Annotated in this window: 14 protein-coding genes and 1 tRNA gene; 6 read left to right on the forward strand and 9 right to left on the reverse strand. The window is 60.2% G+C overall.

Annotation, left to right across the window (positions count from 1 at the left end; genetic code table 11):
• Positions 1-31 precede the first annotated feature (31 nt).
• Genes FHT78_RS27775 through obgE form a run of 3 tightly spaced genes read right to left on the reverse strand, consistent with a single transcriptional unit; the run spans position 32 to position 3,540 of the window.
• Positions 32-1,315, reverse strand: coding sequence for a glutamate-5-semialdehyde dehydrogenase (locus FHT78_RS27775; RefSeq protein ID WP_183749768.1), 1,284 nt, complete (start codon positions 1,313-1,315; stop codon positions 32-34).
• Entirely contained in the window at positions 1,308-2,477 is a 1,170-nt protein-coding gene (proB, locus tag FHT78_RS27780; protein WP_183749769.1) for a glutamate 5-kinase, read from the reverse strand. Before proB ends, FHT78_RS27775 begins: the two co-directional genes overlap by 8 nt.
• The gene (gene obgE, locus FHT78_RS27785) at positions 2,470-3,540 is read right to left on the reverse strand and encodes a GTPase ObgE (RefSeq protein ID WP_183749770.1); all 1,071 of its coding nucleotides are present in this window, start codon (positions 3,538-3,540) and stop codon (positions 2,470-2,472) included. Before obgE ends, proB begins: the two co-directional genes overlap by 8 nt.
• 83 nt (positions 3,541-3,623) lie before the next feature.
• Here obgE and FHT78_RS27790 point away from each other — a divergent pair, with 83 nt between their 5' ends.
• Positions 3,624-4,490, forward strand: coding sequence for an endonuclease/exonuclease/phosphatase family protein (locus FHT78_RS27790; RefSeq protein ID WP_183749771.1), 867 nt, complete (start codon positions 3,624-3,626; stop codon positions 4,488-4,490).
• 35 nt (positions 4,491-4,525) lie between these two features.
• On the opposite strand, the gene FHT78_RS27795 is transcribed toward FHT78_RS27790, so the two are convergent.
• The 4 genes from FHT78_RS27795 to rplU form a co-directional block, all read right to left on the reverse strand.
• Positions 4,526-5,113, reverse strand: coding sequence for a GNAT family N-acetyltransferase (locus FHT78_RS27795; RefSeq protein ID WP_183749772.1), 588 nt, complete (start codon positions 5,111-5,113; stop codon positions 4,526-4,528).
• Positions 5,110-5,766 carry a GNAT family protein gene (locus tag FHT78_RS27800; protein WP_183749773.1) on the reverse strand — a complete coding sequence of 219 codons (657 nt, stop codon included), beginning with the start codon at positions 5,764-5,766 and terminating at the stop codon, positions 5,110-5,112. The genes FHT78_RS27795 and FHT78_RS27800 overlap by 4 nt, the downstream gene beginning before the upstream one ends.
• Positions 5,767-5,891: 125 nt before the next feature.
• Positions 5,892-6,161, reverse strand: coding sequence for a 50S ribosomal protein L27 (rpmA, locus tag FHT78_RS27805; RefSeq protein WP_113429721.1), 270 nt, complete (start codon positions 6,159-6,161; stop codon positions 5,892-5,894).
• A 34-nt stretch (positions 6,162-6,195) separates the two neighbouring features.
• A complete protein-coding gene (rplU, locus tag FHT78_RS27810; protein WP_007824851.1) occupies positions 6,196-6,513 on the reverse strand; it encodes a 50S ribosomal protein L21 in 318 nt (105 codons plus the stop codon).
• A gap of 304 nt (positions 6,514-6,817) precedes the next feature.
• Here rplU and FHT78_RS27815 point away from each other — a divergent pair.
• Positions 6,818-6,907 (forward strand) — tRNA-Ser (locus FHT78_RS27815).
• A gap of 500 nt (positions 6,908-7,407) precedes the next feature.
• On the opposite strand, the gene FHT78_RS27820 is transcribed toward FHT78_RS27815, so the two are convergent.
• Positions 7,408-8,352 carry a LysR family transcriptional regulator gene (locus FHT78_RS27820; RefSeq protein ID WP_183749774.1) on the reverse strand — a complete coding sequence of 315 codons (945 nt, stop codon included), beginning with the start codon at positions 8,350-8,352 and terminating at the stop codon, positions 7,408-7,410.
• A gap of 165 nt (positions 8,353-8,517) precedes the next feature.
• Here FHT78_RS27820 and FHT78_RS27825 point away from each other — a divergent pair, with 165 nt between their 5' ends.
• On the forward strand, positions 8,518-10,047 hold the full coding sequence (locus FHT78_RS27825; protein WP_183749775.1) for an MFS transporter: 1,530 nt from the start codon (positions 8,518-8,520) through the stop codon (positions 10,045-10,047).
• Between the two features lie 177 nt (positions 10,048-10,224).
• Entirely contained in the window at positions 10,225-10,482 is a 258-nt protein-coding gene (locus FHT78_RS27830; protein ID WP_183749776.1) for a DUF2934 domain-containing protein, read from the forward strand.
• Positions 10,483-10,672: 190 nt separating this feature from the next.
• On the opposite strand, the gene FHT78_RS27835 is transcribed toward FHT78_RS27830, so the two are convergent.
• A complete protein-coding gene (locus tag FHT78_RS27835) occupies positions 10,673-11,317 on the reverse strand; it encodes a ThuA domain-containing protein (protein WP_183749777.1) in 645 nt (214 codons plus the stop codon).
• 357 nt (positions 11,318-11,674) lie between these two features.
• On the opposite strand from FHT78_RS27835, the gene galE reads away from it, so the two are divergent.
• Both galE and FHT78_RS27845 read left to right on the forward strand, forming a co-directional pair.
• A complete protein-coding gene (gene galE / locus FHT78_RS27840) occupies positions 11,675-12,658 on the forward strand; it encodes a UDP-glucose 4-epimerase GalE (RefSeq protein ID WP_007824880.1) in 984 nt (327 codons plus the stop codon).
• Positions 12,636-14,180, forward strand: coding sequence for an alkaline phosphatase family protein (locus tag FHT78_RS27845; protein ID WP_183749778.1), 1,545 nt, complete (start codon positions 12,636-12,638; stop codon positions 14,178-14,180). The genes galE and FHT78_RS27845 overlap by 23 nt, the downstream gene beginning before the upstream one ends.

Consider the following 14,180-nt stretch of genomic DNA (forward strand, 5'->3'; position numbering starts at 1 on the left):
ATAGCGCCGGTCTACATGCTCTGTGGTCACGTCAGGGCCGCGTCTGTCCGTTGCCGCGAACGCGGTACTTGAAGGAGGTGAGCTGCTCGACGCCAACAGGACCGCGCGCATGCATCTTGCCGGTGGCGATGCCGATTTCCGCACCCATGCCGAATTCTCCGCCATCGGCAAACTGGGTGGAGGCGTTGTGCAGCAGAATGGCCGAGTCGATCTCCGTAAAGAAGCGCTCGACGACCTCAGGGTCTTCGGCAAGCACGGCTTCGGTGTGGTTCGACGAATATTTCTGGATATGGCCGATCGCGCCGGAAATGCCGTCGACGACGGCAACGGAAATGATCGCGTCCAGATATTCGGCCGACCAGTCTTCTTCGGTCGCAGGCTTGAGGCCGGATACTACGTTGAGAACCGCGGCCGAACCGCGAACCTCGCAGCCGGCTTCAGTCAGAACCTTGAGCAATGGTGCCAGATGCGTGCCGATGGCAGCACTGTCTACCAGCAGCGTTTCAGCCGCGCCGCAGACGCCGGTGCGGCGCATCTTGGCATTGACGATGATTTTTTTCGCCATTTCGAGATCGGCGGAGGCGTCGACATAGATATGGCAGAGGCCTTCGAGATGGGCGAAAACCGGTACGCGTGCCTCGCTCTGGACGCGAGCAACGAGGCTCTTACCGCCGCGCGGTACGATAACGTCGATTGCACCATCAAGCCCGCGCAGCATGGCGCCGACGGCGGCGCGATCGGTGACGGGCACAAGCTGAATCGCATGTTCCGGCAGGTCGGCAGATTTCAAACCCTCGACCATGCAGGCATGGATCGCAGCCGAGGAACGGCGCGAATCCGAACCGCAGCGCAGGATCACCGCATTGCCGGCCTTCAGGCAGAGCGCACCGGCATCGGCCGTGACGTTCGGCCGGCTTTCGAAGATGACGCCGATGACGCCGAGTGGTGTGCGGACACGTTCGATCTTCAGGCCGTTCGGGCGATCCCAGGCGGCGATGACCTCGCCGACAGGATCGGGAAGAGCCGCAATCGCGCGGATGCCCTCAGCCATTTCCGTGACGCGCTTGTCATTCAGCGTCAGGCGATCGATGAAGGAGGCGAGCATGTCCGTGCCCTCGACATCCTTCAAATCTTTCGCATTTTCCGAAAGGATATGGGCTTTGTTCGCAAGGATGGCATCCGCCATGGCGTTCAGAGCCTTGTTCTTGGCATTGGTGGAAGCAAAGCCCAATGGTCGCGCGGCGGCCTTGGCCTTGCGGCCGATGTCGTTCATCAGCGCGTCAATGTCAGGGCTTAGCGCAACCGTATCAAGCATAGCTTGCGTCCTTCTTCTGCCTTTCTGATCTCGAACCGATCTGCGCCGTCATCACCATATCGTCGCGATGGACCATGGCGGCGCGGCCGGGATAACCGAGGATCGCCTCGATTTCAGCCGATTTGCGGCCGGCGATCTGGCGGGCTTCTTCTGCGTCGTAGCTGACCAGCCCACGGGCGATCTCGCGGCCGGAGGGGGCGATGATCGCGACCGTATCGCCGCGGGCGAAATTGCCGGAGATGCTGCGCACGCCGGCGGGCAGCAGGCTCTTGCCGGCGCCGAGTGCGGTGACGGCACCTTCATCGAGATGCAGCATGCCGGCCGGCTGAAGCTGTCCGGCAATCCAGGTCTTGCGGGCGGTGACGGGCGTGCCCGAAGGCGCAAACCAGGAGGAGCGCGCACCGTTTTCGATTGCCGAAAGCGGGCTTTCCGTCTTGCCTGACGCGATGATCATGGCGCAGCCCGAAGTCGTCGCGATCTTGCCGGCATCGATCTTGGTGCGCATGCCGCCGCGTGAGAGTTCGGAGGCCGCACCACCGGCCATGGCTTCGATCTCGGGGGTGATTTCCGCAATGGTTTCCAGGAACTGCGCATTCGGATCGAGATGCGGCGGGGCAGTGTAGAGACCGTCGATATCGGAGAGAAGGATCAGCAGGTCCGCGCCTGTCATGGTCGCGACGCGAGCAGCCAGGCGGTCGTTATCGCCATAGCGGATTTCGCTGGTCGCGACCGTATCGTTCTCATTGATGATCGGCACGGCGCCGATCTTCAAAAGCTGGTTGATGGTGGCGCGGGCGTTGAGATAACGGCGACGCTCTTCGGTGTCGCCGAGCGTCAGCAGGATTTGGCCGGCGACGATATCGTCGCGCGACAGGCTTTCCGACCAGGCACGTGCCAGCGCGATCTGGCCGACGGCCGCCGCCGCCTGGCTTTCCTCCAGCTTCAGGGCGCCCGAGGGAAGATCGAGCACCGAGCGGCCGAGTGCTATAGCGCCTGACGATACCACAAGGATATCGACGCCTTTGGACTTCAGCGCAGCGATATCGGCGCACATGGCATCGAGCCATGATTTCTTCAGACCGGTCTTGCGATCGACCAGGAGCGCCGAGCCGATCTTGATGACGACGCGGCGGTAGCGATCCAGCGGTTTGCGGCTACTCATCGCTCTCGTCCTCGTCGTTGAGGATCATGTCGCGATGGCGCAGCTTAGGGGTCTTGGCCGGCTTTTCCTCGGTATTGGCTTCGACGATGATATCGCGAAGCGCGCGCAGCACTTCCGTCATTCCCTTGCCGGTGACGGCGGAAATCAGGAACGGCGTCTTGCCGCAGGCCTTGGCGAGTTCCTTCGCCTTCTTCTTCAGGGTCGCATCGTCGAGCACGTCGATCTGCGAGAGCGCGACGATTTCCGGCTTGTCGACGAGGTCGTTGCCATAGGCTTCGAGCTCGTGCTTCACCGTCTTGTAGGCCTTGCCGACCTTTTCCTCCTGGGCAGAGACGAGATGCAGCAGTACGCGCGTGCGCTCGACATGACCGAGGAAACGGTCGCCGATGCCCACGCCCTCATGCGCGCCCTCGATAAGACCGGGAATATCGGCAAGGATGAATTCTTGGCTGTCGATGGTCGCGACACCGAGGTTCGGATGCAGCGTCGTAAAAGGATAGTTGGCGATCTTGGGGCGCGCGCGGGTGACCGAAGCGAGGAAGGTGGACTTGCCGGCATTCGGCAGGCCGACGAGGCCAGCATCGGCAATCAGCTTCAGATGCAGCCAGATGGTCTTTTCTTCGCCCTCAAGTCCGGGATTGGCCCAGTCCGGCGCCTGGTTGACCGAAGACTTGAAATGAGCGTTGCCGAAGCCGCCATTGCCGCCTTTTGCCAGGCAGAAGCGCTGGCCTTCCTCGGTCAGGTCGCAGATGAGGGTTTCCTGATCCTCTTCGAAGATCTGCGTGCCGACGGGAACCTTGAGCGTCACGTCGTCGCCATTCGCGCCGGTGCGGTTCTTGCCCATGCCGTGCATGCCGACCTTGGCCTTGAAGTGCTGCTGATAGCGAAAATCGATCAGCGTGTTGAGGCCATTGACGGCCTCGACCCACACATCGCCGCCGCGTCCGCCGTCGCCTCCGTCGGGCCCGCCGAACTCGATGAACTTCTCACGGCGGAAGGAAACGCTGCCCGCGCCGCCATCACCCGACCGGATATAGACCTTTGCTTCATCGAGAAATTTCATTTTACTTCCAGTACTCGGTGCGTTTGGGCGACCCCTCTTGGCCCACTCGATATAGGCGGTTCAGGCGGAGGTCAAAGAATATCGTGATTTTTGCGAGCTATAACATACAGTACGGCTTCGGTCTCGATGGCAGATACGATCTGGAACGCATCGCCGAAAGTCTTGAAGGCGCTGATGTCATCGCCCTGCAGGAGGTGACGAGAGGTTTCATTCGCAACGATTATGCCGACATGCCCGCCATCATCGCGGCCTTGTTTCCCGACCATTTCTGGGTCTATGGAGCGGCCTGCGACATCCATGTCGAGGCGCCGGAGGGCCAGGTTCCCCTGCCGCGCGGCACCCGTTTCCAGTTCGGCAATATGGTCCTGTCGCGATGGCCCATCCTGTCGACGCGAACGCTGCTTCTGCCGCGCAGCCGTACGGTCGACAAGGTCAATTTGCAGCGCGGTGCGACGGAATCCGTCATTGCCACACCTGAGGGTGCTCTCCGCGTCTATTCCGTTCATCTCGACCACGTTTCGATCGACGAGCGCATTGCGCAGCTCCACTATCTCAGCGATCGCATCAATGCGTTCATTCAGGAGGGCGCGTCGCTGACCGGAGCCTGTGAACTCGGGCTTCCTGAGCCGCCGCTGCCGGAGGATTACGTGATCATGGGCGATTTCAATATGGAGCCGGAATCGCCGGAATATTGCACCTTCGCTGGCGCTTTTGACGGGTTTTACGGCCGTACGGCGCGGATCGGCACGCCCGTCGACGCTTTTGCGGCGCTTGGCGCCTACACGCCCGGCAGCTACAGCTGGATGGATCCGGAAGATCACGGCAGGCGTATGCATATCGATTACTGTTTCGTCAGTTGCGGCCTCAAGGACCGGTTGAGATCGGCTGTCATTGATACGAATTCCCCAGGTTCGGATCATTTTCCCCTGCGGGTCGAGATCGGCGATTGAAAGGACGCCGCTTTTGCCGCGGCGTCCTCGTTAATTCAGGCCACTTTCTGCTGCTGCAGCGCGCCGGGCTGCAGCACGGTTTCGATATGGGCGACCATGGTGTTGCGGGCGAAAGAGTAGATTTCGCTGCAGCCGGTCATCCGGAAACCGAGCTTTTCCTGCAGCCGGAGCGACGCAGGATTGTCGGCAAAGACGCCCGAATGAACGGGAATGTCAGGCATGCGCTGTGAGAAACGCTCCAGCGCTGCTTCCGCCGCCTCGCTCATGTAGCCGCGCTGCCAGTAGTAGCGGTTCAGCCAGTAACCGAGGTGCCAGCGGCCGTGACGGAGTTCGATCGACACATTGCCGATATGAACATCATCACTGCCGGTGATCGCCAAACTCCAGTCAGGCATGACGCCTGACGTGACCGCGATCAGCCAATCCAGCGCATCCTGCCGGTCGTAGGGGGCGGGAACGCGGGCCAGCATGCGGGTGACTGCGAAATCGGAAAGTGATTCCGCGATCGCCGGAGCGTCACTCAGCCTGTGCGGGCGAAGCGTCAGCCTTGCCGTCGTGATGACCGGAGCAGGGCCGGGCATCATAGGCTTGCTCTTGGGCCGCTGAAGGGTAGCCGGACTCATGAGATTGCCCCCCAGCTTCTCAGAGACATCCAGGTCTTCCGGTCGAGCCGGTACCATTCGACCGGCACGTTGCTGCCGAGCGCCAGCGAAGCGGCAAGGCCGGATCCCTGGAACTGGAAGCCGCACTTCTGGATGACGCGGCGCGAGGCGACGTTCATGACCCGGCAGCGGGCGTCGATCTGCTCGACCTGCTGCCGCGTCCTGAATACCATGTCGACGAGGGCATGGCAGGCCTCGGTCATATAACCCTGGTTCCAATAGGGTTCGCCGAGCCAATAGCCGATCTCGACGGTCTTTTCGTCGGTATGCGGCTCCACGCCGCAGCAGCCCATGAAGGCGCCGTTTTCGGCCTTGGTGATGGCATAGACGCACTTGCCAATCTCGCCATTTCGCGTACGCCAAACAAAGTCGGCGGCATCATTGGCGGTATAGGGGTGCGGCATACGCGATACCATGGTGGCGACTTTGGCGTTGTTGGCGAGATGGGCAAGGGCGTCAATGTCTTCCTCGTGGGGCGCGCGCATGACGAGCCTTTCCGATAACAAGACAGGGCAATCGGTCCTTAACCGCTCCGGCCTCAGCCGTTCCATGGAAGACCGCTGGTCTTCCCGGGTTGACCGTGATTGGTCGACCCTTATCAATTCGCCTTGCATGTTCAGTCCTCCTGTTTGGACAAAGAAAAAGGGGAGATGGCGCCCCATCTCCCCTGTTTTCTGGACTGAACCTGGTACGGTCAGCCGGGTCGATGAGACGCCGGCTGTTTTTGAGCGCTACCGGCTTATTCCGCTGCTTCCGCTTTCGGCATTACAGACACGTAGACGCGACCATTGGCCTTCGTTCGGTAGTCCACATTGCCAGCCGTAAGCGCAAAAATGGTGTGATCCTTGCCGAGGCCGACATTGGCGCCCGGATGCCACTGGGTTCCGCGCTGGCGAACGATGATGTTGCCAGCTACGACGTTCTCGCCGCCGAACTTCTTCACGCCGAGGCGCTTGGATTCGGAATCGCGACCGTTACGCGAGGAACCGCCAGCTTTTTTATGTGCCATTGGAGTTCTCCTTTAAACCTGAAACCCGTTGATCTTACTTGGCGGCCACGATGTCCGTGATGCGGACAACCGTGTGATGCTGGCGATGGCCGCGCGAACGCTTCGAATTCTGACGACGACGCTTCTTGAAGGCGATGACCTTCTTGCCGCGGGTCTGGTCGACGACTTCCGCCTTGACGGAGGCGCCGGCTACGAAGGGCGCACCGATCGCTGCGTCGGCACCTTCGCCGATCACGAGGACTTCGGTGAATTCAATGGAGTCGCCAGCGGAGGCTTCAAGCTTCTCGATGGTCAGCACGTCATTGGCTGCCACACGGTACTGCTTACCGCCGGTCTTGATGACTGCGAACATTATTTTATCCTTTCATGTTCGATCCAGCTCTCCCCGCAAAGCGCAGGTGGCTGTCTTTTTATCAGTCGAAGTTAAGCAGGGATTTCAGGGAACTAGCCCGGAACTCTGGTCTGCCGGTGAAACCCCACGCGAGCGCGAGGCGGGCAAGGGGCGGATTACTCCACTCCTATTGCGGATGCGGGATACGCGAGTGACAGAAAGGTGTCAAGGCAAAAGGATGGAAAAGCTTGAGATTTCGGCTTGCCAGCCTGTCATTTGCTCGTTATGAGAACGCCCGCGCCGAACAAGCGCCGACCTAGACCGCGGAGAGGTGGCAGAGTGGTCGAATGCACCGCACTCGAAATGCGGCATACCTGCAAGGGTATCGTGGGTTCAAATCCCACCCTCTCCGCCATACCGCCGGCAACCGATTGCAGCCCTTTGTCGATCGTCGAGCCCAAGGCATCGACCGTCGCCAGTCTTTCACTATATTCTGGCCACAGCGTGAAGCGATTCCGATTTTTCTGAGTGGACTTTTACCACGTCATCCAGCCTTTCGCCTTTCCCCATGTTGATGATCACGGAGATTATCGGCGAGAAGGTTGAGTCCGAGACGGACGTCAGGAGAAAGAGGGGCGTCGGGAGAAGTCAGCGGCGAGAAAGGCCCATTTGTTTTCGGGGCCTGCATAGGATGCATGAGATGCATAGGCCATTTCAACGGCTCTATAGGAAATGTCAGATTCAATGCCTGTCATGTCACCGTCTGACATTTCCCGCACGACCAATGAAAAAGCCTATGCATCTTATGTATCCTATGCGCTGAGGTATTCGAAGCCCTGTCATTTGGACTCAGAATTTCCGGGCCGATGCATATCCGGTTCGGCGAGAGCATCATGATGCTGGTGATGCCGGCGTTCAATGTCTCGGAGAAGGTAGCGCTGCCGTATCTTTTGCGTAGCTCTCACAGCGATCGGAGAACAGCTTCTCGCTCAGGAAATCGACGAGCACTCGGACCTTGGGAGAAAGGTGCCGGTTGGACGGCCAGAGCAGGTGGAACTGGCCGGGGGCATCTATGTGAGCGTCCAGCACGGTGCGCAGCCTGCCGTCGGCCAGCGGGTCGCGGGCGAGGAAATCCGGCATGCAGCCGATACCCATGCCGCTGATGGTGGCGCCGCGAAGGGCTTCCATGTTGTTGCAGGTCAGAACGGTACGGGTTCTGATTTCGGGATGGTCCGCGGTGAGGCTGAGCGGCCAGGGCTGCAGCTTTCCGGAATTGGGGAATCGGAACCGGACGCTCTGATGGCCTTGGAGATCGCGGGGACAATCCGGTGTTCCGTATTTTTCCAGATAGGCAGGCGCGGCGCATAGCAGGAGCTGAAACGGGCGAAGTGCGCGCGACATCAGTCTCGAATCTGGCAAGGTCCCGCTGCGGATTGCAACATCGACGCCTTCTTCGATCAGATCGACAATCCGGTCGTTGAAGTCGAGATCCAGTTCGACCTCCGGGTAGAGGTTCACGAATTCCGGCAGGATCGGCAGAATCAGATGGTAGCTGACCAGCGGCACGCTGACGCGCAGCCGCCCCCGAGGGGTCGCGACAGCCTGAGCGAGCGAGGCCTGGGCATCTTCCAGGTCATCAAGGATGCGCCGGCAGCGCTCGTGGAACAGGCGGCCTTCTTCGGTCAACCGCAAGCTTCGTGTCGAGCGCTGGAACAGGCGGACGCCGAGTTGTTGTTCAAGCGCGGTCACAGCCTTGCCGACAGCGGAGGCGGAAAGGCCGAGAGCTCGGCCGGCGGCGACGAAACTTCCAAGATCCGCAGTTCTGACAAATGCCGTGAGGCCACCCAGAGGTTGGTCCATAAGTCGATCCATTCGAGCGGTTTCTTCCTTTATATGCGGAACAAACCGTAGGTTATTGAAGCATTATCCTCAATTTATGCTGCTTCCCGCAATCGAAGTCCAGGCGTTTCAGCGCCGCCCGCGCCCCTCTCAGGCGCGTCCCACATTCGAACCAGCGGATATCAGATGACCGTTCCCCATAAATCCAAACCTGCAAGTATGGCGGAGAAAATCTTCGTCTTGATCGCCGTCTGCTCGGCAGCGGCGGCCATGCCTCTCACCTTTACAGGTCCCGCCGTGGCCCTGCCGGCGATCAGTGCCGAACTCGGCGGCAGCCCGATCGCTCACAACTGGGTCACCAACGCCTTCATGCTGACATTTGGCAGCACATTGATGGCGGCCGGCGCGCTGGCAGACAGCTATGGCCGCAAGCGCGTCTTCCTGTGCGGCCTTGCCGCCTTCATCCTATTTTCCGGGGGGCTTGCCTTTTCGCCTGACATCGTCTGGTTCGACAGCCTTCGCGCGCTTCAGGGCTTCGGCTCGGCCGCGGCCTTTTCCGGCGGGATGGCATCGCTGGCGCAGGAGTTCGACGGAAAGGAACGCATGCGTTCCTTCAGTCTCGTGGGTGCCAGTTTCGGGGTCGGCCTGGCGTTTGGGCCGATGGCGTCGGGCATGATGATCGAGGCCTACGAGTGGCGGGCGATTTTCGTGCTCGTGGTCGGCCTCGCTATCATCGCCTTCGTCTTCGGGTCGGTATTCCTGACGGAAACCCGCGACCCCGAGGCAAGAGGGCTCGACTGGCCAGGCGCGATCAGCTTCACGTTGGCCCTGTCGCTCTTTACCTATGGCGTGCTGCGGGCGCCGGAAAGCGGCTGGAGCGATGCTCTCACGCTTGGGCTCATTTTGGGCTCGGCGCTGCTGATGGCCGTCTTCTGCTTCATCGAGCACCTCGTAAGGCGGCCGATGCTCGATCTGACGCTTTTCCGCTATCCTCGCTTTGTCAGTGTGCAGCTTCTGGCGGCTGCTCCCGCTTATGCTTTCGTTGTCCTGCTGATCCTGCTGCCGTTGCGCTTCGTCGGCGTCGAGCGTTTGAGCGCGGTTGCCGCCGGACAGATGATGATCGCGCTTTCCGGTCCGCTTCTCATCCTGCCGGTCGCGGCCGGGCTGCTGACCCGGTGGTTGCCGGCAGCTACGATCTGCAGCGTCGGTCTCGTCATTTCGGCCGCCGGTCTTTTCTGGCTCGCACACATTCCCGTCGGTTCGGATCATGTGGCGCTTATTGCACCGCTGCTGACGATTGGTATCGGCATCAGCCTGCCCTGGGGCCTCATGGACGGGCTTGCCGTCAGTGTCGTGCCGAAGGAGCGTGCCGGCATGGCAACCGGGATATTCAGTACGACCCGCGTCGCAGGCGAAGGGGTAGCGCTCGCCATCGTGAGCGCAGTCCTCTCCGCGCTGACGCAGTCCTATCTTGGAACAAGCCATGAAGCGACGGTGGCGGCACAGCGATTGGTGACGGGAGATCTCAATGGTGCGGGCCGGGCTCTTTCGGGCATGGGAGAACTGGAACTCATCCATGCCTATAATAGCGCCTTCGGGCTACTTCTATGGTTTTTGACCGGCATCACGATCCTGACGGCAATCGTCATTTTCACCTTCATGGGACGAGGTACCGGCGAAGCCAGGGAGGCGGCTGAAGAGTCTATCGCCGTTTGAACATATCAGGGCGGATGAACGTTTCCGCCCTTTTAACTATAGATATTGAAAAACTACTCTTACCGAAGCAATTTATCCTGCAAAATTACATCCCGCAGTAACGACTCCTAAAGTCCGGGCTGGCACTTTTATTCTCATTGGCATTGCGTATGCGTTTTTACTGGCTGGGGTTTTGCAATGAGTCGTAATCGGGATGATTGGGTCAGCCAGCGGGCATATGCTATCTGGGAAGAGGAAGGCCGGCCGCATGGTCGGGGCGAAAGCCACTGGGCGCAGGCGCTCAGGGAATTCGAACAGCTCGAGGCTACCAAGGCTTCCGCCGATGGGAGCGATCTCATCGAAAAGCTCAAGGCAGCCGGGCGCCTGATGCGAGTCTATGATGAGGCCGAGGCAAAGGACGATCAAAGCAGCCGGTGCAAGGCGGCGGGCCGCTAGGCTCGGCTGAGGCCTGCATCGCAGAGGCGCTTTTATATGCTGAATGGTAAAAGCCGCCAGCCGTCGTGCCGGCGGCTTTTTCGTCGTCAGGCCGGCTTGTTCGCAAACATGGTGTGAACGGTCCACGGCTCTGTATATTCGTCGAAGCCGCCAGCCAAGCATCGCAGCTCGTTCCGGTCCTGGCCCCCGATTACTGGCGAGCGGCCCAGCTGAGACCGCGTCGGAGAATGAGGGGCATGTAGGGGTGGCTGAATTCGGCAGCGACATGGCCGAGTGCGGAATAGAAGACGCGACCCTCGCCGAAATGCCGCTTGAACACGACGGGCATCGTGACATTGCGGGCGGCGGGATCGTACTGGCCGGTGAAGGTCGTCGTGGCGAGAATTTCGACTGAGGGATCGTAGTGCAGATAATACTGCTCCGAGCGATAGTCGAAGTCCGGAATACCTTCCATCAGCGGATCGTCCTGCCGCGTTACGGCAACCTTGAAGTCAATGATATTGCCGGGATGGGCAACCCAGGTAACGCCGGAGACGTAGCGGAAGGCTGCGCTTTCCTTGAAGGAGGTGGCAAGGCAGCCGTGATGGCCGCCAAGGCCGAGGCCGCCGCGAACGGCTTGGGTCAGGGCATCTGCGTGCGGCTTTTCCAGCTTCTCGCCGGTAATGACCGGCACCAGAAGATCGGCATTTGCGAGAAGCCGCGAGCCGAAGATGCCGAGGTCATTGGTGATTTCGACTGCAAAGCCGTCCTCGCGCAACAATTCACCAACGATATTGGCGCAGGGCTCCGGCTCGTGGCCCTGCCAGCCGCCCCAGACGATGATCGCCTTTTTCATATTTCCTCCTCTAGGCCTGATTAAGCAGGCTTTCGACGGTAACACTATAGCGCAACGGTTCGCCGGCCAGAGGTCGCTCGATCTCTTCGACCGTGAAAGCGCTGAGACGATGGGTTCATTGCCGACGTCGCTAGCGATATAACGAATGTCTTCGATGCGAAAGTCGTTGCCGGCACACTAGAGACATGGCCGGCTTTCGATGTAGCCGGCAAGCCAATCGCTCTTTCGAAAAGCATATTCCGTATAAAAGGCATCTCTAATCTTCTTATTTTTGCAAATATGTAACCGAGATAACTTTTTACTGACGCGTAACTTGTCTAAGGTCCGCGCATCTGTGGCTTGCAAAAGGTGAGATGTATGGCAGGTGAAACGGTACTCGTCGTCGGCGGCGCTGGGTATATTGGCTCGCATACGTGTCTCGATCTGGCGAACAAGGGCTACAAGCCCGTCGTCTTCGACAATTTTTCCAACGGCCATCGCGAATTCGTCAGATGGGGACCGGCGGAAGAGGGTGATATCCGCGATCGCGCCCGGCTCGATGAGGTGCTGGCAAAGCATAAGCCGTCGGCGATCCTGCATTTTGCGGCGCTGATCGAGGTCGGCGAATCGGTCAAGGATCCAGTCTCTTTTTATGAGAACAATGTCATTGGTACATTGACGCTGCTGTCGGCGGCGCAGGCGGCGGGCATCAATGCCTTCGTCTTCTCGTCCACCTGCGCGACCTATGGTCTGCCGCAGAGCGTGCCGCTCGATGAGACGCACCGCCAGGTGCCGATCAATCCCTATGGCCGCACCAAATATATCGTCGAGCAGGCGCTTGCCGATTACGACCAGTACAAGAGCCTTCGCTCCGTCGTGCTGCGCTATTTCAATGCCGCCGGTGCCGATTTCGAGGGCCGCATCGGCGAATGGCACCAGCCGGAAACGCATGCGATCCCGCTGGCGATCGATGCAGCACTCGGCCGTCGCCAGGGCTTCAAGGTCTTCGGCAGCGACTATGAGACGCGCGACGGCACCTGCGTGCGCGACTATATCCACGTTCTCGATCTTGCCGATGCACATGTGCGCGCCGTCCAATATCTGCTTGATGGCGGCGAATCCGTTGCGCTCAATCTCGGCACGGGCACCGGCACCACGGTGAAGGAGTTGCTCGGCGCCATCGAGGATGTCTCCAGGAAGCCCTTCCCGGTGGAGTATATCGGTCGCCGTGAAGGCGATTCGCACACTCTGGTCGCCAATAACGACAAGGCGCGCGACGTGCTCGGCTGGGTGCCGCAGTATGATCTCTCGCAGATCATCCAGTCGGCCTGGAACTGGCATGCGAGATCAAACCATCACTGAACGCGGGTCACGGCCCAACGTTCTCGTCATCACTGCGGATCAATGGCGCGGCGATTGTCTCTCTTCTGTGGGGCACGCCTGCGTCAGGACGCCCAATGTCGATGCCCTGGCGAAGGAGGGCACGCTCTTCCGGCGCCATTATGCCGGTGCTGCTCCCTGTTCGCCGGCGCGCGCCACGCTCTATACCGGCCTCTACCAGATGAACCACCGGGTCTGCCGGAACGGCTCGCCGCTCGACCGGCGCTTCGACAATCTGGCGCTGGCGGCAAGGCGGGCGGGCTACGATCCGACGCTGTTCGGCTACACGGACACGGCGCCCGATCCACGCGAGATGGATGCCAATGATCCGCATCTGACGACCTATGAAGGCGTGCTGCCGGGGTTTACGGTTCGCCAGCTGCTGCCCGAGCATGAAAGACAGTGGCTTTCCTGGTTGCGGTCGCGCGGTCGTGCTGATGCCGTCAGCCGAGATGTCCACATTGCGGTCGGCGCTGCAGCAGGGGAGATCTCGGATGCAGCGCCAGCCTATTCACGCGAAGAGACGCAGACCGCTTTCCTGACCGAGGAATTCATCCGCTGGATGGGCGAGCAGGATTCACCATGGTTCGCGCATATTTCCTTCCTGCGGCCGCATCCGCCCTTCTCGGTACCAGAGCCGTTCAACCGCATGTTCAAGCCGGGTGAAGGTCCGGCCTTTGCACGCGCGACAGACCGCGAGATGGAACAGCAAGGCCATCCCTATCTCGCTTATGCCATGCCGCGTGCCGGCAAGGGCAGTTTCATCCAGGGGGCGGAAGGGCCGCTCAGCGACTGGACCGCTACCGATTTCGATGCCATCAGGTCGATCTACTACGGTATGATCGCAGAGGTGGATGACCAGCTCGGTCGTATCTGGCAAGCGCTGAAAGACGCAGGCACCTGGCACGACACGATCGTCGTCTTCACGTCCGATCACGCCGAGATGGCGGGCGATCACTGGACGCTCGGCAAGGGCGGCTATTTCGACGGTAGCTATCATATTCCGCTCGTCATCCGCGATCCTGGCGCGGCTTCTTCCGGTGGTGTCGTCCAGAATTTCACCAGTGCTGCCGATGTATTCCCGACGCTCTGCGATCGGCTGGGCATCAGACCTGCCAATGGCATCGACGGGCACTCGCTTGTGCCTTTCCTCGATGGCGGCGTGGCGCCCGGCTGGCGGGATGCGGCTTTCTGGGAATTCGATTTCCGGGATATCGCGCATGGCGGGGCGGAGCGGCATTTCGGCCTTCGGTCGAACGAGCTGAATCTTGCAGTCATCCGCGACAACAGGTTCAAATACGTGCATTTCACGGCATTGCCGGCGCTGCTCTTCGATCTTTTCGAGGATCCGATGGAACTGCGCAATCTTGCCGATGATCCGGCCTATGCTTCGGTACGGCTCACCTACGCAGAACGGCTGCTGTCGCTCAGGGCACGACATCTGGATCAGACGCTTGCCTACACCGAACTGACGGAAAAAGGGCCGGTAACGTACCGACCCTGA

It is taken from the genome of Rhizobium sp. BK196 (assembly GCF_014193255.1).
Taxonomy (GTDB): Bacteria; Pseudomonadota; Alphaproteobacteria; order Rhizobiales; family Rhizobiaceae; genus Rhizobium.